Consider the following 22,464-nt stretch of genomic DNA (forward strand, 5'->3'; position numbering starts at 1 on the left):
ATACTCGGCATATGTGTTTGGAAGTGTTCCCCGTCACAGAGTATTCCGGGAGGGTGCAGGCATGAGCGTCGAACAGGCACGAACGGACGGGCCGGAGAGCTCGCCGTCGGCATTGCGCAGGGTCGTCGGTGCGTCCATGGCGGGCACCGTCGTCGAGTGGTACGAGTTCTTCCTCTACGGCACCGCCGCGACCCTCGTCTTCGCCAAGGTCTTCTTCCCCGACGGCGGCAACGAACTCGACGCGATCATCGCGGCGTTCGTCACCTACGCCGTGGGCTTCGTCGCCCGGCCGCTCGGCGGCATCGTCTTCGGCCACTTCGGTGACCGGTTCGGACGCAAGCAGCTGCTGCAGACCAGCATCATCATGGTCGGCGTCGCGACCTTCCTGATGGGCTGCCTGCCGACCTTCGGTGCCATCGGGTACTGGGCGCCGGCGCTGCTCGTGACGCTCCGGTTCGTCCAGGGCTTCGCGGTCGGCGGCGAGTGGGGCGGCGCGGTGCTGCTGGTCGCCGAACACAGCCCCAACCGCTCGCGCGGGTTCTGGTCGTCGTGGCCGCAGGCCGGCGTTCCGATGGGCAATCTTCTCGCGACGATCGTCCTGCTCGTTCTCACCACCACGCTGCCCGAATCGGCCTTCCTGTCGTGGGGCTGGCGAGTCGCGTTCTGGCTCTCGGCCGTCATCGTGCTGATCGGCTACTACATCCGCACCAAGGTCACCGACGCCCCGATCTTCCTCGAAGCGCAGCAGGAGGCCGACAAGCTCAAGGAGACGTCGTTCAACGTCTTCGAGGTGCTCAAGCGCTACCCGCGCGGCGTGTTCACGGCGATGGGCCTGCGGTTCGCCGAGAACGTCATGTACTACCTCGTCGTCACCTTCTCGATCACCTATCTGAAGATCGTCGTCGGTGCCGACACCAGCCACATCCTGTGGTGGATGCTCGCCGCGCACGCCGTGCACTTCGTGATCATCCCGGTGGTCGGGCGACTGTCGGACACGCTGGGACGCCGCCCCGTCTACATGATCGGTGCCGTCACCGCCGGTGCCTGGGGCTTCCTCGCCTTCCCGATGATGGACACCGGCAACAGCGCGTGGATCGTCTCGGCGATCGTCATCGGACTCGTCTTCCACTCGTTCATGTACGCCGGGCAGCCCGCGATCATGGCGGAGATGTTCCCGACCCGCATGCGCTACTCGGGCGTCTCGCTCGGCTACCAGGTCACCTCGATCGTCGCCGGGTCGCTCGCCCCGATCATCGCCGCGAGCCTGCTCAGCCGTTTCGATTCGTCGGTCCCGATCTCCTTCTACCTGCTCGGATCGTCGCTGATCACGATCGTCGCGGTGATCGTGGCCCGGGAGACGAAGGGCATCTCGCTGCGCGACATCGACGCCGCGGACGCGGAGACGGTCGCCCAGGAGAAGGCCGCCGAGAACACCAGGGTCTCGGCATGAGGGCCCGCACCGCACTCGTGACCGGTGGTGCCGGCGGGATCGGGGCGGCCTGCGCCCGCGCGCTCGCTCGGCAGGGAGTCCGCGTGACCGTCGCCGACGTCGACGAGGTCGCCGCGAAGACGCTCGCCCACGAGATCGGGGGAGAGGCGTGGAGCGTCGACCTGCTCGACACCGACGGCCTCGACGGTTTCCGCCTCGACGTCGACATCCTCGTCAACAACGCCGGCATCCAGGTGGTGCGGCCGGTGGAGGACTTCGCCCTCGCCGACTTCCGCCGCATCCAGACGCTCATGGTCGAGGCGCCCTTCCTGCTCGTGAAGGCCGCGCTGCCCGGAATGTACGAGCGGGGCTTCGGCCGGATCGTGAACATCTCGTCGGTCCACGGGCTGCGGGCGTCGGCCTTCAAGGCCGGGTACGTCACCGCCAAGCACGGCCTCGAGGGGTTCTCCAAGGTCGTCGCGCTCGAGGGTGGCCCCCACGGCGTGACGAGCAACTGCGTCAATCCGGGTTACGTGCGTACCCCGCTGGTGGAGAAGCAGATATCGGAACAGGCTCGCGCGCATGACATCCCGGAGGATCGCGTGCTCTCGGATGTCCTGCTCACCGATCAGGCGGTGACCCGGCTGGTCGAGCCGGAGGAGGTGGCCTCGCTCGTGTCGTGGCTGGCCTCCGACGAGGCCGGGATGGTCACCGGCGCGTCGTACACGATGGACGGCGGCTGGTCGGCCCACTGACCGCACTGATCGCACTGTGCGATCGCCTTCACCGACCCGCGTCCCGGATTCCGGGGCGCGGGTCAGTGCGCGTCGGCGCCGTCGAGGACGAGCTGGACCTGGGCGTGCAGAGCGTGGGTCAGATACTCCCGCGGGTAGAGCTCGGGGCTGGCCGCCGCGTCGAGCGCGAGCCCGTTCGCGGCCGAGAGCAGCAGGGCGGCCCGGGTCTCCGGATCGGGTGTTCCCGCGCGGATCAATACGCGCGCTATGCCCGTCCGGATCGTGAACAGGGTGGCGGTGCGGACGGCGCTCAGGGTGGGGGAGGTGACCGCCCGCACGGCGAACGCCGACATCACGTGTACCTCGCTGCCGCGTTCCTCGTCGAGCGGGAGCAGCTGGCTGAGCGCGGAGAACAGGGTGCGCGCCGGATCGATGTCGGGATCGACGTTCGTCAGCCGGTTCAGCACCCGGTCCGAGAGGGTGCGGAACGAGTACGCGAGCATCTCGTCCTTGGTCGGGAAATGGTGCTGCACCGCCCCGATCGAGACCCCTGCCTCGTTGGCCACCTCCCGGACGCTCGCCGCGTCGAGACCGTTGCGTGCGGCCACGTCGAGCAGGGCCGCAGCGAGCCTTGTGGGGCTGGTGGTGACGTAGGGGCGCGTGCGCATGGGGAGCACCGTAGCCGAGCCCTCCACCGTACGAACGTACGGGGAGGTGGGAATCACACCCCGCCGGTGAGCTCGTGATCGGAGAGGAAACGGACCGAGACCGTCAGCGTGGCTGCGAACGCCGCCGCGATCCACAGAGCGTGCAATCCCAGCGCCCGATGGGCGAGCGCGCCGAGAACGGCACCCGTCACAAGGCCGCCCCACAGACCCAGATAGGGCAGCCAACTCCAGCGCGGACCGCCGAAGAACGCCGCCGCGATCCGCTGCCCGATCTTGACCAGTGCACCCGTCATGTAGGTCAGGGCGACGGTCGTCTCCCCGTGGCGCCGGAACACCGAGTTCTCCGTTCCCATGGCCAAGGTCATCGCGATCACGGAGACCGGCGTCCAGTCCACCAGGACGGCCGCAGCGGCGACCGTCAGCAACACCGTCACGGTTGCGAGGACCGCGATCTTGCGGGTCCGCCGGTCGCGGTCGGTCAGTTCCGCCACCACGCTGCCGAGGATCACCCCGAGCACGAACAGCGCGAGCACACCGCCGATGAGCGCCACCGTCTGCCACGCACCGTCGGCCGTGCCGACCGCGAAGCGCGTGGAGTTGCCGCTCATGAACGACACGAACACACCGCCCAGGGTGATGAACCCGAGGGCATCGATGAACCCTGCGAGAGAGGACAGCGCGATCGCGAGTCCCTGCAACTGCCTGCCGTAACCGACCACCAGACGATAGTAGGAACCGTTCCCTCCGGGATGCCGACCACGTCGGCTCCCGGATGCTTACGTGGTGTAACGACCGGGCGTCGTGGGCGCGATGGACAAGGGAAGCCGTCCGGCGCCGTCGTTCTCAGGAGTTCCCTCGATGTCCTTGCCCCGCTTGTCGTCCCGGCTGTCCCTGCTCGTCGTCGCGACGGTCGCGGGTCTGACCCTCACCGGTTGCGACTCGACGGCCGAGGACACCTCCGCCGCTCCGGCGGCGACCTCCGAACAGTCTCCGGCGCCGAGCTCCGAAACTCCCACGACGACATCTTCACCCACCGCGACGCGCCCCTCCTCGACGACCGCATCGAGTCCGGCGGCGTCGAACCCGGCAGCGTCGGCGGATTCGTCGGAGGCCCTGGCCCGGCTGGCGACCCTGCCCGTCAAGGGGCGCGCGCCCAAGACCGGGTACAGCCGCGACCTGTTCGGTCAGGCGTGGAGCGACGACGTGTCGGTGGAGTTCGGGGGCAACGGCTGCGACACCCGCAACGACATCCTGCGGCGCGACCTCGTCGACATCGTCTACCGGCCCGGTACCCGCGACTGCGTCGTCGCGTCGGGAACCCTGAACGACGTGTACACCGGCACGACGATCGCATTCACCCGCGGACAGGACACCTCGACCGCGGTGCAGATCGACCACGTCGTCGCGTTGTCGGACGCGTGGCAGAAGGGTGCGCAGCAGCTCGACGCGGGCACCCGTGCCGATTTCGCCAACGACCCGCGCAACCTCCAGGCCGTGGACGGGCCGACCAACCAGCAGAAGAGCGACGGTGACGCCGCGACCTGGCTGCCGCCGAACCGCGCGTACCGCTGCACGTACGTCGCGCGGCAGATCGAGGTCAAGGCGATCTACGGCCTGTGGGTGACGCAGGCCGAGCACGACGCGATGGTGCGGGTCCTCACCGAATGCGGAGGTGGAGCTCCCGCAGCTGCACCCGCTCCCGTACCCACCACGACGACGCGACCGGCCCCCGCGCCGGCTCCTGCTCCGGCACCCGCGCCCGCGCCCGCGCCTGCTCCCGAGCCGGCCCCACCTGCCCCTGCTCCGGCGAGCGTGTACTACGAGAACTGCGCGGCGGCCCGCGCTGCGGGAGCTGCACCCCTGTATGTGGGAGAGCCCGGCTACCGGCCGAAGATGGACGGTGACGGGGACGGCGTCGCCTGCGAGTAACGCACCACAGCGCCTGCGAGTAACGCACCACAGCGCCTGCGAGTAACGCACCGCAGCGCCTGCGAGTAAGAGAGCGCGCGGATAGGTGCAGACGTCTTTGGGCTGAGAGCAGGTGCTCACTGATAGGGTTCGAGGCATGTCAGGCGCTTCGTCCTCGGCCGCTTGCGCGGCAGTGACCTGGTCGTCCCGCTAGCGGCGGGACGACCAGGTCGTAGCAACACTTCTTTTGGAACGTCCAGCCGCTTCGTGAACCAGTCCGGAGCGGCCCCTTGTGCTGCTCAGTAACTCTTCAGAGCGACGGAGCACTCGATGCTTTCAGGCATTTCTCCTACTTCTCGCGGGCAAAGTCCCGCCCCTGTACGCGTATGGCTCGTGTTGTGTGCGATGTCTATGCTGCAGTTCTTCATCGCGGTCGACGTGACCGTGGTCAACATCGCGCTGCCCTCGATCGGTGCGGAATACGGCGTTGGCGGACACTCCCTGACCTGGGTCGTGATCGGTTACACGATTACCGGTGGTGGGTTGCTGATGCTCGGCGGCCGGCTCGGCGACTTGGTTGGCCGCCGCCGTACTCTCCTGGCAGGCACGACCCTGTTCGGCGCGGCGTCCCTTCTGGCAGGCCTGGCCCCCTCATTCCAAGTACTGGTAGTAGCTCGTCTCCTGCAGGGTGCCGGTGAGGCCGTCGCGCTGCCCGCGGCGATGGCGACCATCGTGCTGCTGTTCCCCGAGGGGCGCCGCCGTTCCCGCGCCTTGAGCGTGTGGGCGGCCGTGGCTAGCTGCGGGTTGGTGCTCGGTTTCGCGCTATCCGGGATCATCACCGCTTACCTGGGGTGGCGCTGGATCTTTCTGATCTCGGTGCCGTTCATCGTGGTCGTGGTCGTGGCTGCGCTTTTACTAGTGCCGGCTGACCGATCCGTACCCAGGGGGCAAGTTCGGTTGGACTTGCCCGGTTCGTTCCTGCTTACGGCGGGCCCGCTGCTCTTCGTGTACGCCGTGGTCGAGGCCGGGGAGCCCGGTGCAAACCCGTGGCTGATCCTGGGCGCGCTTGCCGGCGCGGTGGCGGCCGCAGCCGGGTTCGTGCGGGTCGAGTCGAGGTCGCAGAACCCGCTGGTCCCGATGGCCTTTTTCGCTGACCGGTCCCGGGTACGGGCGAACTTGACCACGATGGTGCTCAGCGGAGCGCTGTCGACCTCGTTCCTACTGTTCACCTTCTATCTCCAGGACCGATTAGGCATCGGGCCGCTCGGGGCAGGGTTGACTATGTTGCCGCTGGCGGTGGCGCTGATAGCGGCCTCGATGCTCGTGCCGCACCTGCTGGAACTCTGGGGTGCGCGTGTGTGCGTGATGATCGGGCTCGCCTGCGCCGCAGGCGCGATGGTCGCGGTCGCTGTCGTCACCGTCCTCGGTGGTGGGGCGGCATGGTTACTCCCGGCGATGCTGCTGATCGCGGCGGGTATGGGTTTCGGTCTCGTCGGCCTGCAGTACATCGCAGTCAGCGGAACTACTGACGAAGACGCCGGGATCGCCTCGGGCGTCCAGCGCGCGGCCGACCAACTCGGGGGCGCGACCGGTGTGGCCGTCTATGTGGGAATCGGGTTCGCACCGACTCTGCACGCTGGCGATCCGTTCCTCGTCGCTGCGGTGCTGGCTATCGCAGGGCTTGTCGTAGGTGCGGTGGTCATCGGCCGGTCTCCGGCGCCTGTCAAGGCCGACGCATAGATCGAACATCACGACGCTCGCCTCTGTCCCATTCGCCTGTCTGCCACAGGGGCGGGCGTGCCTGTTCCTTTGCCGCCAACACGCAGAAGATGCCGTGCCTGTCCTTCCAAGCTTCATCACCGACCCGTTGTGGGACCAGTTCCGAACGCTGCTTCCCGAACGAACCATCACTCATCCTCTGGGGTGCCACCGCCCTCGCATCCCCGACCGGGTCGTGTTCGACAAACTCCTTGCCCGCCTCGTCCTGGGAGGCTCCTACCAACAACACGCGGATGCGAACTGCTCGGCGACCACGATGCGTGCTCGACGCGACGAATGGATCCGCGCTGGCGTTTTCGACGCGATCCACCGGCTCGCGCTTGGCGCCTATGACCAGGCGGTCGGTCTCGACCTTGACGACCTCGTGGTTGATGGATGCATCGTCAAGGCACCGTGCGGGGGCGAGAACACAGGCCGCAGCCCTGTTGACCGAGGAAAGTCAGGTCTAAAACGATCACTGCTCGTGGAAGGTGGCGGCATCCCAATCGGATGGGTGCTGGCCGGAGCTAACCAGAACGATTCTCCTCTTCTACGTCCCACGCTCGAGAAACTCGACGTCTTTGGCTGCCATCTACCGCAGAACATCACCGTTCATTTGGATGCAGGCTACGACTCCATGACCACTCGAAGTCTCCTAGAGGAGCTGGGATGCGATCGGCGAATCAGCCCAAAAGGCGCGTTCGTGCCGATCAACCACACCCGCCGGTGGGTAGTCGAACGCACGAACGCTTGGCATAACCGAGGATTCGCGGCCCTAGCGAAGGTGACCGACCGGAGAGCGCTAGTCCAGGATGCGTGGATCGCGTTAGCCAGCGCGATCATCATCATCCGCCGTCTGGTCCGTCGAGCATGGTCCATCTACAGATGGGATACACGACCCGCCCGCAGCCCGTGACTCATGCCCTATCCGCGCGATCCCTAACGCACCGCCGCGATCTCTCCGATCAGCTGAAGCGGTCGGTGAGATTGCGACGCATGCGGTGCAGATCGCGGAGCTGGGCGCCCAGTCGCTCGACCTCGGCGTCGAACCTGCGCGCTCGGTCCACGGCCCCCACCCGGTGTTCGGCGAGGGCCTTCTGTTCGGTCTTCTCGATGGCTGCGGACACCTCGTCGATCTCCCGGTCCAGCATCTCCACCCAGACCGAAGCCTGCTCGTGGTCGGCGTTGCCGGCGAGCGGGAAATTGTCGTCCGCGGTCACGAGACGCATCGTGCCCGAGATCGGCCCGGTACGCGAACAGGGGCGGCGGAAAAGCAGAAACCCCGTGGGACGCTGTGCGCCCCACGGGGTTCCGTGGCGGAGGATAGGGGATTTGAACCCCTGAGGGCGTTAACCCAACCCGCGTTCCAGGCGAGCGCCATAGGCCACTAGGCGAATCCTCCGTGGGGAAGCATACCGAATGGAGACCCCAACTTGCCAAACGAGCACGTCGCACCCTGATTCCGGGGGTGCTGCGGGGGCGGGTTCGCCGCCGGGGCGCTCGTTCCTCTACACTTGCCGATGGATCCCGCGCGGCGCGCATCCTGTGAACTCCCCCAGGGCCGGAAGGCAGCAAGGGTCAACGGGCTCTGCCGGGTGCGCGGGGTCCTCTTAATTTCCGCCGATGCCCGTGTCGCCGTGCACGGTGAAAGGTCCCTCCGCATGCCTACGCAGACCCAGTACGGGTTGATGAGCCATGAGGAACTCGTTGCAGAGCACGAGCGCCAGTCCGCCAACTACGAACGGTTGAAGTCGGAGAAGCTGACGCTGGACCTGACCCGCGGCAAGCCCTCGCCCGAGCAGCTCGACCTCTCCGCGGAGTTGCTGTCGCTGCCGGGCGCCGACGACTTCCGCGACGGCAAGGGCACCGACACCCGCAACTACGGCGGCCTCACCGGCCTGCCCGAGCTGCGCGCGATCTTCGCCGAGCTGCTGAACATCCCGGTCGAGAACCTGCTCGCCGGCAACAACGCGAGCCTCGAGATCATGCACGATCTCGTCGTCTGGTCGCTGCTGCACGGCACCGTCGACTCGCCGCGCCCGTGGTCGCAGGAATCGGTCGTCAAGTTCCTGTGCCCGGCGCCCGGCTACGACCGGCACTTCGCGATCACCGAGTCGCTCGGCATCGAGATGATCCCCGTGCCGCTGCGCGAGGACGGCCCCGACGTGCGGTTCATCGCCGATCTCGTCGCGAACGACCCGCAGATCAAGGGCATGTGGGCCGTGCCGACCTACTCGAACCCCACCGGCGCGGTGTACTCCGAGGAGATCGCCCGCGAGCTGGTGTCGATGCCGACGGCCGCTCCCGACTTCCGCATCTTCTGGGACAACGCCTACGCGGTGCACCCGCTCACCGAGCACCTCGCGCCCGCGATCGACATCCTCGGTCTGGCCGCGCAGGCCGGTCACCCCAACCGTGTGTTCGCGCTGGCGTCCACCTCGAAGATCACCTTCGCCGGTTCGGGCGTGAGCTTCTTCGGCAGCTCCACCGAGAACCTCACCTGGTACCAGAAGCATCTGGGCATCAAGACCATCGGCCCCGACAAGGTCAACCAGCTGCGTCACCTGCGTTTCTTCCGCGACGCCGAGGGCGTGCGTGCCCACATGGCCAAGCACCGCGAGATCCTCGCGCCGAAGTTCGCGCTGGTGCGCCGCATCCTCGAGGAGCGTCTCGGCTCGTCGAAGGTCGCGTCGTGGACCGAGCCCGAGGGCGGCTACTTCATCAGCCTCGACGTCGTCGAGGGCACGGCGGCCCGCGTCATCGCCCTGGCGAAGGAAGCGGGTATCGCGCTGACGGGTGCCGGTTCGGCGTTCCCGTACAAGAAGGACCCCGAGGACAAGAACATCCGCCTCGCGCCGAGCTTCCCTTCGCTCGGCGAGCTCGAGAAGGCCATGGACGGCGTCGCGACCTGCGTGCTGCTGGCCGCGGCGGAGAAGGCGCTCGCCGACAAGTAGTGCGCGGGTAGGTACGCAACGCGAGGACGAGGCTCGCAACATCGGCAGTCACTGCCGACGTTGCGAGCCTCGTTTCTTTGTTGCGTGCCTCCGTCGGCAACAATCTGCACTCCGAGTGGGAGTTTGTTCCCAACCTGTGGATAAAGTTGTGCACAACACGTGGACCGACGGTGGACAACTCGGATCACCCCTGGTCGGGGCGTTATCGGTACCCGCCGTGACAGCGACTTGCTTTCCCCGACCGACCTGACATACTCGCTGGTCAGGGTCGCCGCATACCGTGCGGCGGGTTCGGAAGTGGTGAGTGTGATGGAAAACCGCGCTCTCGTGAACTCCGGAGTCGGCGCATCGGCCGTCGGATCTGTCACGGGGTGTCTCGGTGTGCTGAAGGTGTTCCTCCTGGCGCTCGACATCGAGGCGGCGCCCGAGACGCCACCGCGGGTCCCGCCCGTCGAGAAGGTGGAGCCTTTCCTGCCGGCACGTATCGCCGATCGGCCCGATTCGGACCACGGTGTGCGTCCGCCGTGTCTGCTCGCGTTCCGGCACGTCGTCGACCCGACACGACCGGAGGTCTCGTTCGGTGCATCGACGGGTTCGCTGCGTGAGGCGCCGGACGCGACCCTGCCGTATGTGGGACACCCCGCGACATGCGTGTCGCTGTGGGACGTCCCCGGCCATGGCCTCGTCCTGGCGTTGGAGTCGCTGACGGACCACGGCCCGCCGTTGATCGACTGGCGCAGCGACCCGCTGCAGGACCGCGACGGCGCCGGTCTGCGCCCGGTGCTCGGCGAGTTCCTCGCGCCCTTCGAACTGACCTCCGACGCCTGCCTGAACGACGTGTTTCCCGGACTGAACAGGCGGTTGTGCGCGCCGACGACCTACCGGCCCCTGCACGAACTCGTCGTCCACCGTCACCGGGGGGTCGGTGATCGGGAGGTCGTCGAGGGGATGGTCGTGGAAGTGGTCTCGAGCGGCGGCGAACGGGTCCGCTCGCTCGTCGACGGTCCGCGCATCGGACCCCAGGCCCGCGCCGCCGCTCGGTCCTGGGGCGTGTTGTGGAAGTGGGATCGGGTTCCGCTGGTGGACCGGCCCGTGCAGCCGGGAGCGGCCATCGCCGTGCGGGAGGACTCCGGTGCGGTGCTGTTCGACCTCGAAGCCACCGCCCTCGGCAGCGACTACGTCGGGCACGGCACCCGCGAGATGATCTACGGGCTCATCCCGTGGGTGGCGGTGCGGGCACGGGCCTCCGCCGACTACTGGACGACCGTGGAGCACCTGCGCCACCCCGACGGGCTCGACGGCGATCGGCTGGCCACGGTCCTCGACGACATCGCGGTCATGCAGGCCCGCCGGATGGAGCGTGCCCTGCTGCGCAAGGAATCGATCCACGACGACCGGTTCCATTCGTGGACACAACCCACCCAGCTGCGAGCGCTCATGGCCGGCCGGGTCGCCGACGAGATGGCCGAACTCGACGCGGAACTGTCCGATGCCGTGGACGTCGTCGAGCACGCCCTGCTGCGCAGTGCGGAGTTGCGCGGCGCGAGGCACACCCGCCTGGCCCAGGGCTGGTCCGCGGCGGCCTCGGTCATCGCCGTCGTGGCGCTGTTCGCCGCACTCGCTGCCGTCCCGGCAACGTCACAACCGACGCTCTTCCCGCACTGGTTGCATGCTCTGACCACGTCGATCGCGCTCACGCTGGGCATCGTGATCGCGGTGGTCGTGTGGCGCCGCCCCTGACGCGCAGGGCATGATCGTCTGCATGTCATCGACGCTGAACCTGGTCGGAGATCCCGACGCCGACGCACTGCTGGCCGAGAACCCGCTGGCGCTTCTCATCGGCATGCTGCTCGACCAGCAGGTGGCGATGGAGGTCGCGTTCGCGGGACCGAAGAAACTCGCCGACCGTCTCGGCGGTCTCGACGTGGACCGCATCGCGTCGGCCGATCCCGACGAGTTCGTCGCGGTGTGCGCGCAGCAACCGGCCGTCCACCGGTTCCCCAAGTCGATGGGACAGCGGATCCAGGCGCTGTGCGCGGCGATCGTCGAGGACTACGACGGAGACGCCTCCGCACTGTGGACCTCCGGCGACCCGGACGGCAAGGAAGTGCTGCGACGGTTGAAGAAGCTGCCGGGCTACGGCGACCAGAAGGCACGTATCTTCCTGGCGCTGCTCGGCAAGCAGATGGGTGTGCGGCCCGAGGGATGGCGCGAGGCCGCCGGCGACTACGGGCACGAGGATGCGCGCCGGTCGATCGCCGACGTCGTCGACGAGCAGTCGCTGCGCGAGGTGCGCGAGTTCAAGAAGTCGATGAAGGCAGCGAAGAAGTCATGAGGCGTGTCGTAGCAGTGTGCGGCGCCGCCGTCGCCTTCGCCGCGGGGGCCGTGGGCGTGGCCTCGGCCGGCGGGGGAGACGACCGGGTCGTCCTCCGGCCCGGCGACGGGATCGTGTTCTCCGCAGAGCCGACACCGGGTTGGTGTTCCGTGGCAGCGGTCGGACACGACGACGCGGGTCGTCTCGTCGCGATCACGGCGGGGCACTGCTACCAGACGGGATCGTCGCCCGTCTGGAAGGTCGACGAGCAGCATCGAGGGCCGATCGGAACCGAAACGGACGTCGCGAGTACGGGTTCGGTCGATCAGCTGGGATTCCCCACCGACGAGATCGCCGACTACGCGGTGGTCGTGCTCGACGAGACCCGCGTGCGGGGATCGAATACGTCGGTGCCCAACGACCGGGGAGAGCGAGTCGTGCTCGAATCGGTCGCGGCGTTCGGCGACGGTGAACTGCCGGTCGGAACACATTGTGCGGCAGGGCGGAGCACGTCGGTGGCCTGCGCGACCGGCGATGTGCGGGTGGACGGGAACCTGATGTCGTCGCCGCTGCTCATGCGGCCGGGCGACTCCGGCGGTCCGCTCGTGCGCGCCGAGACGGGGGAATGGATGGGACTGTCGGTGGGCTACCGGTTCCCGCAGACCGCGGTCTCCGACGACCGGCAGGTTCCCGACACGAGGTTCGCCGCCTACCAGCGGGCCGATCGGATCCTCGCCGAGATCGACGCGCGCGACGGGATCGGCTCGGGGTTCCGTCTCGTCGACACCCCCTGACCGATCCCGCCCGCGTTACCGTCAGAGCGTGTCGAAACGCGGAATCAGATGTTCCGCAACGTTCTTCGCCTCGTCGATGAGCGGCCATCCGGCGAGGATCAGGGAGGTCAGTCCGGTCGCGTCGCGCAGGGTGCGCACGTGGCCGGTGATCTCGTCCGGGTCGCCGACGTAATAGACCGCCGACGAGCCCGTGGCGAAGATGTCCAGCGGTGACCACGCGGTGATGCCCGCGTAGAGTCCGTCGCCGAGATACAGGTCCTCGGGTTCGGGGAGCTTGCCGGCGTTGATGGTGTCGACCCAGCCCTGCCGTTGCGCGTCGCGCGCGGTGAAGGTCTTCAGATCCTGCTTGCCGTGCGTGCGGCGGCGCACCGCCTTGTCGAGCACGTCCTGGATCTGCTCGATCCCGGCCTTCTCGAACAGCGACCGGAACCGCTCGAGTGCCTCGTCCCGGTTCGGACGCACGATGACGCCGGACAGGGCGCCGAAGTCGGTGTACCCGCGCCCCTCCGCTGCAGCGGATTCGCGTGCAGCGGTGAACTTCTCCGTGACGAACGAGGTCTCGCGCAGCATGATCAGGTAGGCGTCGAGCACCTTGCCGGCGTTCTGCAGACCGGCGGGGGAGTCGCCCGTTCCCCACAGCGGGACCGAGTGGTCCGCAGGAGCATCGATGCGCAGCGGGGTGTTCGGGAAGTTCGACGCGGTGCCCTCGGCATAGATGCGCCGGAACTCCGCCCAGTACTTCTCACCGAGCTCGTACCGACGGTCGTGCTCGACGTTCATGTCGTACTTGGTGAGGATGTTCTCCCGGCCGTTGACCGAGTTGATCATCAGACGACCACCGCTGAACGCGTCGAAGGTCAGGGCCTTCTCGGCGAGCAGTCGCGCGGGCGTCATGTTCGCGTAGATCGCGACGAGGAACTTCATCCGGCTGGTGTGCGCCGCGGCCCAGGTCGCCGAGATGAAGGGGTCGTTCGGCCAGGTCGCGACGAGCGCACCTTCGAAGCCGCCGTCGTCGATGGTCTTCGCGAGTTCGATCTGCCGCTGCCCGTCCACCGGGTACAACCCGCCGGGGCTCCAGGGGTAGTCGCCGTCGGCCTGGGTGAGATACCAGAAGGTCTTGATGGGCATTACTTCGTGTCCTTCGAGGGGAGTTCGAACGGTTCGACGCGGGCGCGAGCACGCAGCGTGTCGGCGTCCACGGCGAACAGGGCGTCGAGATAGGCGACGGCGAACGAGCCGGGGCCGGTGGAGTTCTCCTCGGCGATCTCGGACGCGACGGCGACGTGCGCGTGGGCGGCCGCGAGGCCGACGAGAGGGGTCTCCGCGACCGCGAGATAGGCCGCGACGAGTCCGCCGAGGGAGCATCCGGTGGAGGTCACACGCGGCAGCATGGCGCTGCCACCGGCGATGCGCAGCCCGACGATCCCACCGTCGCGGTCGCGGCCGACGAGGTGGTCGACGGGACCGGAGGCCGACACGGCATCCGCGCGGTCGAGCAGCGCGAGCGCGGCGGGCACGGCGGCAGCGGCCTCGTCGGCGCTGTCGACGCCGCGCGTATCGCCGCCGAGGCCGGCGAGCGCGATGATCTCGGAGGCGTTGCCGCGGATCGCGGTGGGGTGGAACTTCAGCAGGTCGGCGGCGAGCGAGGTGCGCCACGCGAGTCCGCCCACGCCGACGGGGTCGAGGACCCACGGGGTGCCGGCGTCGTGCGCGGCCTCCGCCGCGCGGGTGAAGGCCACCGAGGTCTCGTCGAAGGGCGTACCGAGGTTGACGAGCACTCCACCGGCGATGCGCGCGAAATCGCCTGCCTCGTGCGCGTTGTCGATGTGCGCGTTGCTGGCGCCTGCGGCGAGCAGCACGTTGGTGAGGAAGTTGGCCGAGACGATGTTGGTCAGCGAGTGCACGAGCGGCGTCCGGGCACGCAGGGCGTCGAGGGTGACGGCGAGATCGTCGACGGTGGGGGTCGTGGTCACGGAGGATCCTGTCGGGAGATGGGGGAGGGGATGAAGCGGGTCAGGATCGCGGACATCGCATCATGCGTCGCCCTTCCCTTTCTCCGAGTGTCCGCATGGGGAGCGCGGGGTCGGCCGTCCACTCCTCGAGGGATCCGTCGTAGACGGCGATGTCGTCGTGGCCCGTCCGGACCAGTGCGAGCGCCACCAGGCAGGCCGAGACGCCGCCACCGCAGTAGAGGATCAGGGGCCGGGCCGTATCGGCGAGGGCCTGCTCGGCCATCTCGGCGATCCGATCGGTGCTCCGCAGGATGCCGTCGGCGAGCAGGCTCTTGGCCGGCAGGTTCCGGCTCCCGCTGATGTGCCCGCGGCGCGCGTAACGAGTGGTGGCGGTGCCTGCGAACTGCTCGGCGTCGAGCGCGCAGACGAGGGTGCCCGGTGCGTCGCCGGAGGCCACGGCGAGCACGTCGTCGCGGTCGCGCCACAGGCCGCGGTCGGGCAGACCGGTCCGGGATGTGGTGGCGCGGCGTTCGGCGGCGTCGCCGGTCTCCACGGGCAGATCGAGCTCGGTCCAACGGGCGAAGCCACCGTCGAGGACTCGGGCCGAGATGCCGATGTTGCGCAGCATCCACCACAGCCGGGAAGCCCAGGTCATGCCACCGTCGTCGTAGATCACGAGGTCGGCGTCGGGGGCCACGCCGAGTTCGGCCAGGGCCGCTGCCAGGTCGTCGGGGGCGGGGCGGGAGAAGTGCAGCTCGGTGCCGGGGGCGCTGAATCCGCCGAGCAGGTCGGCGTGCACGGATCCCGGGATGTGCGCGGCGCGCCAGGTCGCGTAACCGGATTCCGGTCGGTAGTCGCCGTCGAAACGAGGCTTCGGGAAGGTGACCGTGGCGTGCAGGACCGTGTGTGCGCCGGGGTCGCTCGCGAGTTCTTCGGCGCTGATCAGCACCTGTTCGTCCCGCAAAGCCGCCTCGGTCACGCGTTGGGTCCTCTCGTCGTGTTCGAGGAGCGACGCTAAACGACGAATAACGTATACGCAAGTATGCGTAAGTTGACGGTGGCATAATCGGCGCACGTAAACGGCATGCCTACGGAGGGTGTAGATGACCGAGCAGGACGCGACGGCCGAGCTGGAGAGCTCACTTCTCGTCGAGCCGCCCACCGGGCGCGACGACCAGACCTCCAAGCAGTACCTGCGCCTGCGCTCGGACATCCTCGCCGGGAAGTTCCCACGCGGCGCCGCTCTGCACGAGACCCAGCTCAGTGAGACCTACGGGGCGTCCCGCACCCCCATCCGTGAGGCGCTCAACTGGCTCGCGCACGACGGTCTGCTCGAACGGGCCAGTCGCGGCTTCCGGGTGCGTTCGGGCACACCCGAGGACGTCATCGAGATCTATGCGGCGCGCGTCGCGCTCGAATCCGAGGCGGCCGGCGCGGCGGCGATACGGCACACCGATCTCGACATGGCCAGGCTCGAGCGGCTGCACGATTCGTGCTGCTCCGCCACCGACGACGCCGCGGTGCGCATCGGGAACTTCCGGTTCCACGAGGCGCTGTGGCAGGCCGCGCACAACACGACGATCACGACGTTGCTCGTGCGTCTGACCACCCAGCTGCGGATCTACGACTCCGGGCCGCCGTCCAACTACGGCGAGCCCGATCTGCTCAACCGGGAGCATGCGCAGATTCTCGACGCGTTGCGGGCGCGGAACGAGTCCGCGGCCCGCGAGCACATGCGTGCTCATCTCGAGCGCAGCCGCGAGCAGCGCATCCGCCTCTTCGCCCGCGGCTGAGCCTTCACTCCTGATCGGACGTGTCGGTGTCCCCGGCGAGGATCCGGTACAGCGACTTCTTGGCCTCGGTGAGGACCGCGTGTGCCGCGGCGACCTCGGCGTCGGAACCGCTCATCGCGACCGACCGTGTCGCGACCTGCAGTTCGCGCAGTGCGAGTCGCAGGTCGGGGGCGTCGGAATCGGGATCGTGACCGGCGAAGGGGTCGATGAGCTCGTTCCCCGGATCGTCGATGTACGTGCGGCCCGCATCCGTCAGTGAGACGAGCTTGCGTCCGCCCTCTTTCTCGACGGTGACGAGTCCTTCGTCCTCGAGTTGGGAGATCGTCGGGTAGATCGCGCCGGGGCTGGGGCGCCAGGCGCCGCCGGTCCGTTCGGCGATCGCTTCCATGAGCTGGTAGCCGTGCATCGGTTCGGTGCCGAGCAGGCGCAGGACGGCCGCGCGGACGTCGCCTCGTTGTGCTCGGCCGCGTCGTCCTCCTCGCGGGCCGCCGTGTCCCCGTCCGCCGCCACCGCGGTGCGGGCGGAAGCCGGGTTCGTCGTCGTGCGGGTGGTGTCCGCGCCGGCGGGGTCCGTCGGCGCGGAACGGGCCGCCGGGGAGATTTCGATCGTGTATGGCGCGGCGACGGCCGCGGGGATGTTCGTGGGTTCGCATCTGTGCGTCTCCTTCTTTGTCGATACGATCACGATAGATCTCGATATATCGTTAACGCAAGAGTGGCCTCGGCCACAGATGTCGACGGACCGACCTCCGTGCATGTCGGGAGCCGCCGGTACGCTCGGCGCGTGGCTCTGTACCGGAAGTATCGACCTGCGACCTTCGCGGAGGTGGTGGGGCAGGAGCACGTCACCGTGCCCCTCAGCACGGCGCTCGACACGGGCCGCATCAACCACGCCTACTTGTTCTCGGGCCCTCGTGGATGCGGCAAGACGTCCTCGGCGCGCATCCTTGCCCGCTCGCTCAACTGCGAGACCGGCCCCACGTCCACGCCGTGCGGCACGTGCCGGTCGTGCGTGTCGCTCGGCCCGGGCGGTGGAGGCAACCTCGACGTCACCGAACTCGACGCGGCGAGCCACGGCGGTGTCGACGACACCCGCGAACTCCGCGACCGCGCGTTCTACGCTCCGGCCGAGTCGCGCTACCGCATCTTCATCATCGACGAGGCGCACATGGTCACCACGCAGGGCTTCAACGCCCTGCTCAAGATCGTGGAGGAGCCGCCGGAGCACCTCATCTTCGTCTTCGCGACCACCGAGCCCGAGAAGGTGCTGCCCACCATCCGGTCGCGCACGCACCACTATCCCTTCCGGCTCCTCGCTCCCACGGCGATGCGGGGTCTGCTCGAGCAGATCTGCGGCCAGGAGAACGTGCCGGTCGAGGACGCGGTCTATCCGCTGGTCATCCGTGCCGGCGGTGGATCCCCCCGCGACTCGCTGTCGGTGATGGACCAGCTCCTCGCCGGTGCCGGCCCCGAGGGCGTCACCTACGAGCGCGCCCTGTCGCTGCTCGGCGTCACCGACGTCGCGCTCATCGACGAGGCCGTCGATTCGCTCGCGGCCGGCGACGGCGCGGCGCTGTTCGGCACCGTCGAGAAGGTCATGGACGCCGGACACGACCCACGTCGCTTCGCCGTCGACCTCCTCGAACGCCTTCGCGACCTCATCCTCATGAAGTCCGTCCCCGACGCCGCCGAGCGCGGACTGGTCGACGCTCCCGGCGACGTCCTCGAGCGGATGCGCGACGAAGCGACCCGCCTGGGTCCGGCCACCCTCACCCGCTACGCCGAGATCGTGCATGCCGGGCTCGGTGAGATGCGCGGGGCGACGTCGCCGCGTCTGCTGCTCGAGGTGATGTGCGCGCGCATGCTGCTCCCCGCAGCGTCCGACGCGGAAACCGCTGTCCTGCAACGCCTCGAACGACTCGAACAGGGCATCGTCGCGGCTCCTGTCGGAGGTGCCGCGCCGAAGCCAGTGGCAGCACCCGCCGCGCCTGCCGCACCGCCCATCTCGCCCGACGAACCCGCGGCACGTTTCCAGCGTCCCTCCCAGCGCCGGGCAGCCGAGGTGGCACCTGCCGCACCGTCCACCGAGACTGCTCAGCCCCGCGAGGCCGCGCAGCCGCAACCGGAAGTTCCTGCCCAGCAACCCCCTGCCCAGCACGAACCGGTGCAGCCCGAACCGGCCCAGCCGGTACCGACCCCGACGCCGTCTCCCGCCGCCGCGCAACCTCCCGTCGTCCCGGAGGCGCCGCAGCCGCAGAGTGTGCCCGACGAGGTTGCCGCGCAGGAGGTTCCGCCGCCCGCCCCCGAGGAGCCGGTTGCTCCCGAACCCGAACCCGCCCGCGCGACAGGCGGTCCCGACGCGGCCCAGATGCGGGGTGTGTGGTCGGAGGTGCGTGCGAAGGTCCGCGAACGCAGCCGCACCGTCGAAGTGATGCTCTCGGGCGCCACCGTGCGGTCGGTCGACGGCACCCGCGTCGTGCTCGTGCACGACTCCGCTCCGCTCGCGAAGCGACTCGCCGACGCGCGCAACGCCACGGTCATCGCCGATGCGCTGAAGGCGGTCTTCGGCGGGGAGTTCGAGGTCACCTGCGTCCACGGTTCCGCTGCTGCGGAGGCGCCTGCCAGAACCCCGGCGCCCGAGAAGAATTCGCGTCCGGCGGGTCAACCGCGTTTCTCCCGGCCGAGTCAGGCGAAGAACGCCGCGGCGCCCGCTCCCGTCGAAGCCCCCGCCCCACCGCAGCGACCGGCGGCGGCACCGTCGGCTGCTCCGACGTTCACACGTCCGTCCGCGGAGAACGTCGACGACATTCCGCCGCCCGAAGCGCCCGACCTTCCCGACGATCCGGGCTCGGGCTACGACGCGCCGCCGCCCGACCCGTCGCAGATGACGGAGGCGGACGTCGAGGAGATGTTCGCCGAGGCCGCCACGCCCGGCGACCCGTCGACGCGCCGCGATCCGGAGGAAGTCGCGATCGAGCTGCTCAAGGACGTGCTGGGAGCGAAACCGCTCGACGAGAAGTAGTCGTACCGAGTCCCAGGTCGCATCGACCGCGTCGGCGATTCGTCTCTGCTGTCGACGGGTATGGCCTCATCATGAACCTGCACGAACTCCTGCGCGCCGTCGAATCCGTCGACGCTGTGGATCGGCCCGCCGAGCGCATCGCGCAGCGCATACGGCGAGTCCTCGACGGCTCCGTCGTCGACGACCTGCTCCGAGGTTCCTGGCTCGGACACCCCGTCCATCCCCTTCTCGTCACCGTCCCGATCGGGTCGTGGGTGTCCGCGGCGGCGTTGGACGCGCTGCCCGGGCAGCGCACCGCGTCCCGGCGACTCGTCGCGTTGGGACTGGGCGCGGCCGTCCCGACGATCGTCACCGGGTACACCGACTTCTCCACGCTGGAGGAGGTCCCTCAGCGCAGGGTCGGCGCGGTGCACGCCGTGTCGAACGCGATCGGGGTGATCTGCATGGCGACGTCCTATCGCGCGCGACGTGCCCGCCACGACCGGGCGGGGACGGTGTGGACCCTGATCGGTCTCGGCGCCGTCGGTGTCGGTGGTGCCCTCGGCGGTCACCTCTCCTACGCCCAGGGCGGGGGAGTGTATCGGTGGCAGCGACCGTCCGAGAGCGTCGATCTTGCAGCCGAACTCGAGGACATCGGCGCGAAGCGCTGAGCGTTCGTCGCCGAGGTTCACAACCCACAGAGGAGGCTTACAACCCTGAGGGTCGACCACCAGGGTTGTGAGCCTCGTTTCTCGGTTGTGAACCCCCGCCTACCGGCACACGGCGGTCAGCGCGATCTCGAGCGGCGCTCCACCGGGCAGGGTGTGGACGCCGACTGCGGTGCGTGCCGGTAGTGCGTCCACACCGAGTTCGCGTTCGATCACGTCCGACGCGCCGTCCGCGACCACCGACAGGTCGACGAAGCCGGGCGCGCTCGCGATGTAGACGACCATCTCGACCGGCCGGAACGACGTGCCCTCCGGCACCGTTGCGCGGATCGCCGCCAACGCGTTGCCCACCGCGACGACCGCGGCGGCCCGGGCCTGTTCGACGGTGACCTCCGCGCCGACCCGTCCGGTGAGGATCAGTTCGCCGTCGCGACGCGGGGTCATGCCCGCCGTGCGGACGGTGTCACCGGCCAGCACGGCCGGGACGTACCGGCCCTGCGGCCGAGGTGCAACAGCAGCAATGTCAGAGGACACCCAGCGCCACCCCCTCCTGTCGTGGATCGCTGCCTCCGGACAGCACTCCGCGGTCGTCGATCGAGATCACCTGTGCGCTTCCGTCTGCGCCCAGTGGTTCGAGCACTTCCACCCGGTGACCGAGTTCGCGCAGTTCGTCGCACACGCCGTCGGCGACGTCGCCTTCGATCCGCAACGCGGTCGGTTCGCCGAGCACGTTGGCGTCCGATCCCGGGAAGACGGTGAAGCGCGGCGCCGAGACCGCCTCCTGGGGGTCGAGACCGTGGTCGAGCAGGTGCGACAGCAACTGCATGTTCCACTGCACCTGCCCGTCGCCGCCGGGCGTGTTGCCCACATGCCGCAGTTCGCCCGCCGAGTCGGTGACGATCCACGCGTTGAGCGTGTGCAGGGGCTTGCGGCGCGGCGCCACCTCGTTCGGATGCCCGTCGATCAGGTAGGCACCGCGACCGAGTCGGTTGTTGAGCACGATGCCCGTACCGGGCACCGTGAGCTTCGCTCCGAAGGTGAACGCCAGCGAATGGATGAACGACACCGCCCGCCCCTCGGAGTCCACGGTGACGAACGACGTCGTGTCCCCGGCGGAGACCGAGAAGGCCTCGGCGAGTGCACGCTCTTCGATCCGTGCGCGACCGGCTGCGATGTTCGCGGGCTCGAGCACCCGTGCGACCCCGTCGTTGTCCGACGAGCACCAGCGGAGCCTGTCCTCGAAGGCGACGGTGGCCGCGCGGGCCATCCGGTCGATCGACGCCGCGCCGAGCACAGGGTGGGTACCGAGCGCGTCGTCGCACAGGGCGGCCTGGTGCAGGACCATCCATCCCGGCGTCGGGAGCGGGGTCTGGTGCACGACGTGCCCCGCATAGGTGCCGGTGAGAGCCGCCTCCGCGTCCACTGCCGCCCCGGCCTGCCATTCGTCGCCGCTGAACGGTGCTCCGCCCCCCTGCAGCGTAGCCACGCAGCGCTCGGCGAGCGTGCCGGTGTAGAACGAGCCCGGATCCTCGGCCAGCGCACGGATCGTGCGGGCCAGATCGGGCTGGGGAAGCACGTCGCCGAGGCGCGGGACGTGGTCGCCCGGTGTGTACACCGAGGCGAGTCCGGCGTCGCCGCGGATCGCACGCAGCGCGACCTGCACATCGGTCCGGGTCTTCGCCGAGCACGGCAGGCCGCTCTCGGCGATCCGGGCTGCCGGCGCCCACAGTTCGGGCAGCGACCTGCTCGCTCCCCGCCGGTGCAGTGCGGCCAGCGCGGCGGGCGCGCCGGGGACGGCGACGGCGAGCGCCCCGTCGAGCGGGATCGCGTCGAGTCCCCGCTCCCGGTAGAAGTCCGGTGTGCCGCCGTCGGGTCCGTAACCGCTGCCGTTGACGGTCCACACCGACCCGTCGGGCTCGCGGACCACGGCGAACGCGTCACCGCCGATGCCGCACTGGCCGGGTAGCGTCAGCCAGGTGACCGCTGCCATCGCCAGGGCCGCGTCGACGGCGTTGCCACCGTCCTCGAGGACGCGGACCCCGGCGAGGCTCGCGAGTGGATGACTGGACGCGACCATGCCTCCGGTCGCGAGCGTCGCCGGTCGTGTCGCGCGCCGGGTCATGCCGACCGCATCCGACGTCGACGGGGTCCTTCCGGCGGCTCGGCGGGGTCGATCCCGACGAAGATCTCGCCGTCGCGCTCCTCGCACGGATAGGTCTTGATGGGTTCGGTGGCCGGCGGGCAGATCGGCTCGCCGGTCTCGAGGTCGAATGCGCTTCCGTGGCAGGAGCATCCGATGCCGTCCTGGACGAGCTTGCCGGACGACAGCAGGCAGTCGAGGTGTGAGCAGTAGTTGGACGTGGCGTACGCCTTGCCGTCCAGTCGGGAGATGGCGAACTCGTAGTCCTCGGCGTAGAACCGGCGGACGATGCCTTCGGGCACCTGCCCGGATCGGGCCACTCGCTTGAACTCCATGGTCTTTCCTCCAGGCT

The 22,464-nt window shown here is 69.0% G+C and carries 22 protein-coding genes, 1 tRNA gene and 1 other RNA gene; 13 read left to right on the forward strand and 11 right to left on the reverse strand.

Annotated features, from left to right (window positions below; all coding sequences use genetic code 11):
* The first annotated feature begins 61 nt into the window (after positions 1-61).
* Together AC0LPE_RS01455 and AC0LPE_RS01460 are read left to right on the forward strand one after the other, a co-directional pair.
* The gene (locus AC0LPE_RS01455; RefSeq protein WP_016691003.1) at positions 62-1,450 is read left to right on the forward strand and encodes an MFS transporter; all 1,389 of its coding nucleotides are present in this window, start codon (positions 62-64) and stop codon (positions 1,448-1,450) included.
* Complete coding sequence (locus AC0LPE_RS01460; protein WP_088899133.1) at positions 1,447-2,184, forward strand: 3-hydroxybutyrate dehydrogenase; 738 nt, start codon at positions 1,447-1,449, stop codon at positions 2,182-2,184. The genes AC0LPE_RS01455 and AC0LPE_RS01460 overlap by 4 nt, the downstream gene beginning before the upstream one ends.
* A gap of 62 nt (positions 2,185-2,246) precedes the next feature.
* Here AC0LPE_RS01460 and AC0LPE_RS01465 read toward each other — a convergent pair whose 3' ends face one another.
* The gene (locus AC0LPE_RS01465) at positions 2,247-2,831 is read right to left on the reverse strand and encodes a TetR/AcrR family transcriptional regulator (protein WP_490605484.1); all 585 of its coding nucleotides are present in this window, start codon (positions 2,829-2,831) and stop codon (positions 2,247-2,249) included.
* 53 nt (positions 2,832-2,884) lie between these two features.
* On the reverse strand, positions 2,885-3,550 hold the full coding sequence (locus AC0LPE_RS01470) for a YoaK family protein (RefSeq protein ID WP_059383181.1): 666 nt from the start codon (positions 3,548-3,550) through the stop codon (positions 2,885-2,887).
* 139 nt (positions 3,551-3,689) lie between these two features.
* Here AC0LPE_RS01470 and AC0LPE_RS01475 point away from each other — a divergent pair, with 139 nt between their 5' ends.
* The 3 genes from AC0LPE_RS01475 to AC0LPE_RS01485 all read left to right on the forward strand — a co-directional run bounded on the left by AC0LPE_RS01475 (position 3,690) and on the right by AC0LPE_RS01485 (position 7,413).
* Complete coding sequence (locus AC0LPE_RS01475) at positions 3,690-4,760, forward strand: GmrSD restriction endonuclease domain-containing protein (RefSeq protein WP_230825527.1); 1,071 nt, start codon at positions 3,690-3,692, stop codon at positions 4,758-4,760.
* Between the two features lie 390 nt (positions 4,761-5,150).
* The gene (locus tag AC0LPE_RS01480) at positions 5,151-6,479 is read left to right on the forward strand and encodes an MFS transporter (RefSeq protein WP_259906637.1); all 1,329 of its coding nucleotides are present in this window, start codon (positions 5,151-5,153) and stop codon (positions 6,477-6,479) included.
* 94 nt (positions 6,480-6,573) lie between these two features.
* Complete coding sequence (locus tag AC0LPE_RS01485; RefSeq protein WP_168702844.1) at positions 6,574-7,413, forward strand: IS5 family transposase; 840 nt, start codon at positions 6,574-6,576, stop codon at positions 7,411-7,413.
* Positions 7,414-7,462: 49 nt separating this feature from the next.
* On the opposite strand, the gene AC0LPE_RS01490 is transcribed toward AC0LPE_RS01485, so the two are convergent.
* Together AC0LPE_RS01490 and AC0LPE_RS01495 are read right to left on the reverse strand one after the other, a co-directional pair.
* Positions 7,463-7,726, reverse strand: a complete 264-nt coding sequence (locus AC0LPE_RS01490) for a hypothetical protein (RefSeq protein WP_059383179.1) — start codon at positions 7,724-7,726, stop codon at positions 7,463-7,465.
* Between the two features lie 85 nt (positions 7,727-7,811).
* Positions 7,812-7,899, reverse strand: a tRNA-Ser gene (locus AC0LPE_RS01495).
* 117 nt (positions 7,900-8,016) lie between these two features.
* Between AC0LPE_RS01495 and ffs the strand changes: the two genes are divergently transcribed.
* From ffs to AC0LPE_RS01520, 5 genes are all read left to right on the forward strand, one after another.
* An RNA gene (gene ffs, locus AC0LPE_RS01500) (signal recognition particle sRNA small type) lies at positions 8,017-8,111 on the forward strand.
* Between the two features lie 47 nt (positions 8,112-8,158).
* Entirely contained in the window at positions 8,159-9,451 is a 1,293-nt protein-coding gene (locus AC0LPE_RS01505; RefSeq protein WP_088899130.1) for an aspartate aminotransferase type Ic, read from the forward strand.
* A gap of 381 nt (positions 9,452-9,832) precedes the next feature.
* Positions 9,833-11,191, forward strand: a complete 1,359-nt coding sequence (locus AC0LPE_RS01510) for a hypothetical protein (protein WP_490605485.1) — start codon at positions 9,833-9,835, stop codon at positions 11,189-11,191.
* 22 nt (positions 11,192-11,213) lie between these two features.
* Entirely contained in the window at positions 11,214-11,786 is a 573-nt protein-coding gene (locus AC0LPE_RS01515; RefSeq protein ID WP_088899157.1) for an HhH-GPD-type base excision DNA repair protein, read from the forward strand.
* Positions 11,783-12,559 carry a trypsin-like peptidase domain-containing protein gene (locus tag AC0LPE_RS01520; protein WP_490605486.1) on the forward strand — a complete coding sequence of 259 codons (777 nt, stop codon included), beginning with the start codon at positions 11,783-11,785 and terminating at the stop codon, positions 12,557-12,559. Before AC0LPE_RS01515 ends, AC0LPE_RS01520 begins: the two co-directional genes overlap by 4 nt.
* A 21-nt stretch (positions 12,560-12,580) precedes the next feature.
* Here the strand turns inward: AC0LPE_RS01520 and AC0LPE_RS01525 are convergent, their stop codons facing one another.
* Genes AC0LPE_RS01525 through AC0LPE_RS01535 form a run of 3 tightly spaced genes read right to left on the reverse strand, consistent with a single transcriptional unit; the run spans position 12,581 to position 15,490 of the window.
* Positions 12,581-13,687 carry an LLM class flavin-dependent oxidoreductase gene (locus AC0LPE_RS01525; RefSeq protein ID WP_088899127.1) on the reverse strand — a complete coding sequence of 369 codons (1,107 nt, stop codon included), beginning with the start codon at positions 13,685-13,687 and terminating at the stop codon, positions 12,581-12,583.
* Positions 13,687-14,532 carry a hydroxyethylthiazole kinase gene (thiM, locus tag AC0LPE_RS01530; protein WP_088899126.1) on the reverse strand — a complete coding sequence of 282 codons (846 nt, stop codon included), beginning with the start codon at positions 14,530-14,532 and terminating at the stop codon, positions 13,687-13,689. The genes AC0LPE_RS01525 and thiM overlap by 1 nt, the downstream gene beginning before the upstream one ends.
* A gap of 40 nt (positions 14,533-14,572) precedes the next feature.
* Complete coding sequence (locus AC0LPE_RS01535; protein WP_490605487.1) at positions 14,573-15,490, reverse strand: sulfurtransferase; 918 nt, start codon at positions 15,488-15,490, stop codon at positions 14,573-14,575.
* Positions 15,491-15,614: 124 nt separating this feature from the next.
* Between AC0LPE_RS01535 and AC0LPE_RS01540 the strand changes: the two genes are divergently transcribed.
* Positions 15,615-16,304 carry a GntR family transcriptional regulator gene (locus AC0LPE_RS01540; RefSeq protein ID WP_016691017.1) on the forward strand — a complete coding sequence of 230 codons (690 nt, stop codon included), beginning with the start codon at positions 15,615-15,617 and terminating at the stop codon, positions 16,302-16,304.
* 4 nt (positions 16,305-16,308) lie between these two features.
* Here the strand turns inward: AC0LPE_RS01540 and AC0LPE_RS01545 are convergent, their stop codons facing one another.
* Complete coding sequence (locus tag AC0LPE_RS01545; protein ID WP_490605488.1) at positions 16,309-16,956, reverse strand: PadR family transcriptional regulator; 648 nt, start codon at positions 16,954-16,956, stop codon at positions 16,309-16,311.
* Positions 16,957-17,087: 131 nt separating this feature from the next.
* Between AC0LPE_RS01545 and AC0LPE_RS01550 the strand changes: the two genes are divergently transcribed.
* Positions 17,088-19,325, forward strand: a complete 2,238-nt coding sequence (locus AC0LPE_RS01550) for a DNA polymerase III subunit gamma and tau (protein ID WP_490605489.1) — start codon at positions 17,088-17,090, stop codon at positions 19,323-19,325.
* Positions 19,326-19,396: 71 nt separating this feature from the next.
* The gene (locus AC0LPE_RS01555; RefSeq protein ID WP_490605490.1) at positions 19,397-19,975 is read left to right on the forward strand and encodes a DUF2231 domain-containing protein; all 579 of its coding nucleotides are present in this window, start codon (positions 19,397-19,399) and stop codon (positions 19,973-19,975) included.
* Positions 19,976-20,074: 99 nt separating this feature from the next.
* On the opposite strand, the gene AC0LPE_RS01560 is transcribed toward AC0LPE_RS01555, so the two are convergent.
* Genes AC0LPE_RS01560 through AC0LPE_RS01570 form a run of 3 tightly spaced genes read right to left on the reverse strand, consistent with a single transcriptional unit; the run spans position 20,075 to position 22,447 of the window.
* On the reverse strand, positions 20,075-20,506 hold the full coding sequence (locus AC0LPE_RS01560) for a RidA family protein (protein WP_229566842.1): 432 nt from the start codon (positions 20,504-20,506) through the stop codon (positions 20,075-20,077).
* On the reverse strand, positions 20,496-22,094 hold the full coding sequence (locus AC0LPE_RS01565; RefSeq protein ID WP_229566843.1) for a gamma-glutamyltransferase family protein: 1,599 nt from the start codon (positions 22,092-22,094) through the stop codon (positions 20,496-20,498). The genes AC0LPE_RS01560 and AC0LPE_RS01565 overlap by 11 nt, the downstream gene beginning before the upstream one ends.
* On the reverse strand, positions 22,091-22,447 hold the full coding sequence (locus AC0LPE_RS01570; protein WP_006552493.1) for a Rieske (2Fe-2S) protein: 357 nt from the start codon (positions 22,445-22,447) through the stop codon (positions 22,091-22,093). Before AC0LPE_RS01570 ends, AC0LPE_RS01565 begins: the two co-directional genes overlap by 4 nt.
* Positions 22,448-22,464: the final 17 nt, after the last annotated feature.

Source organism: Rhodococcus sp. S3 (genome assembly GCF_058211795.1).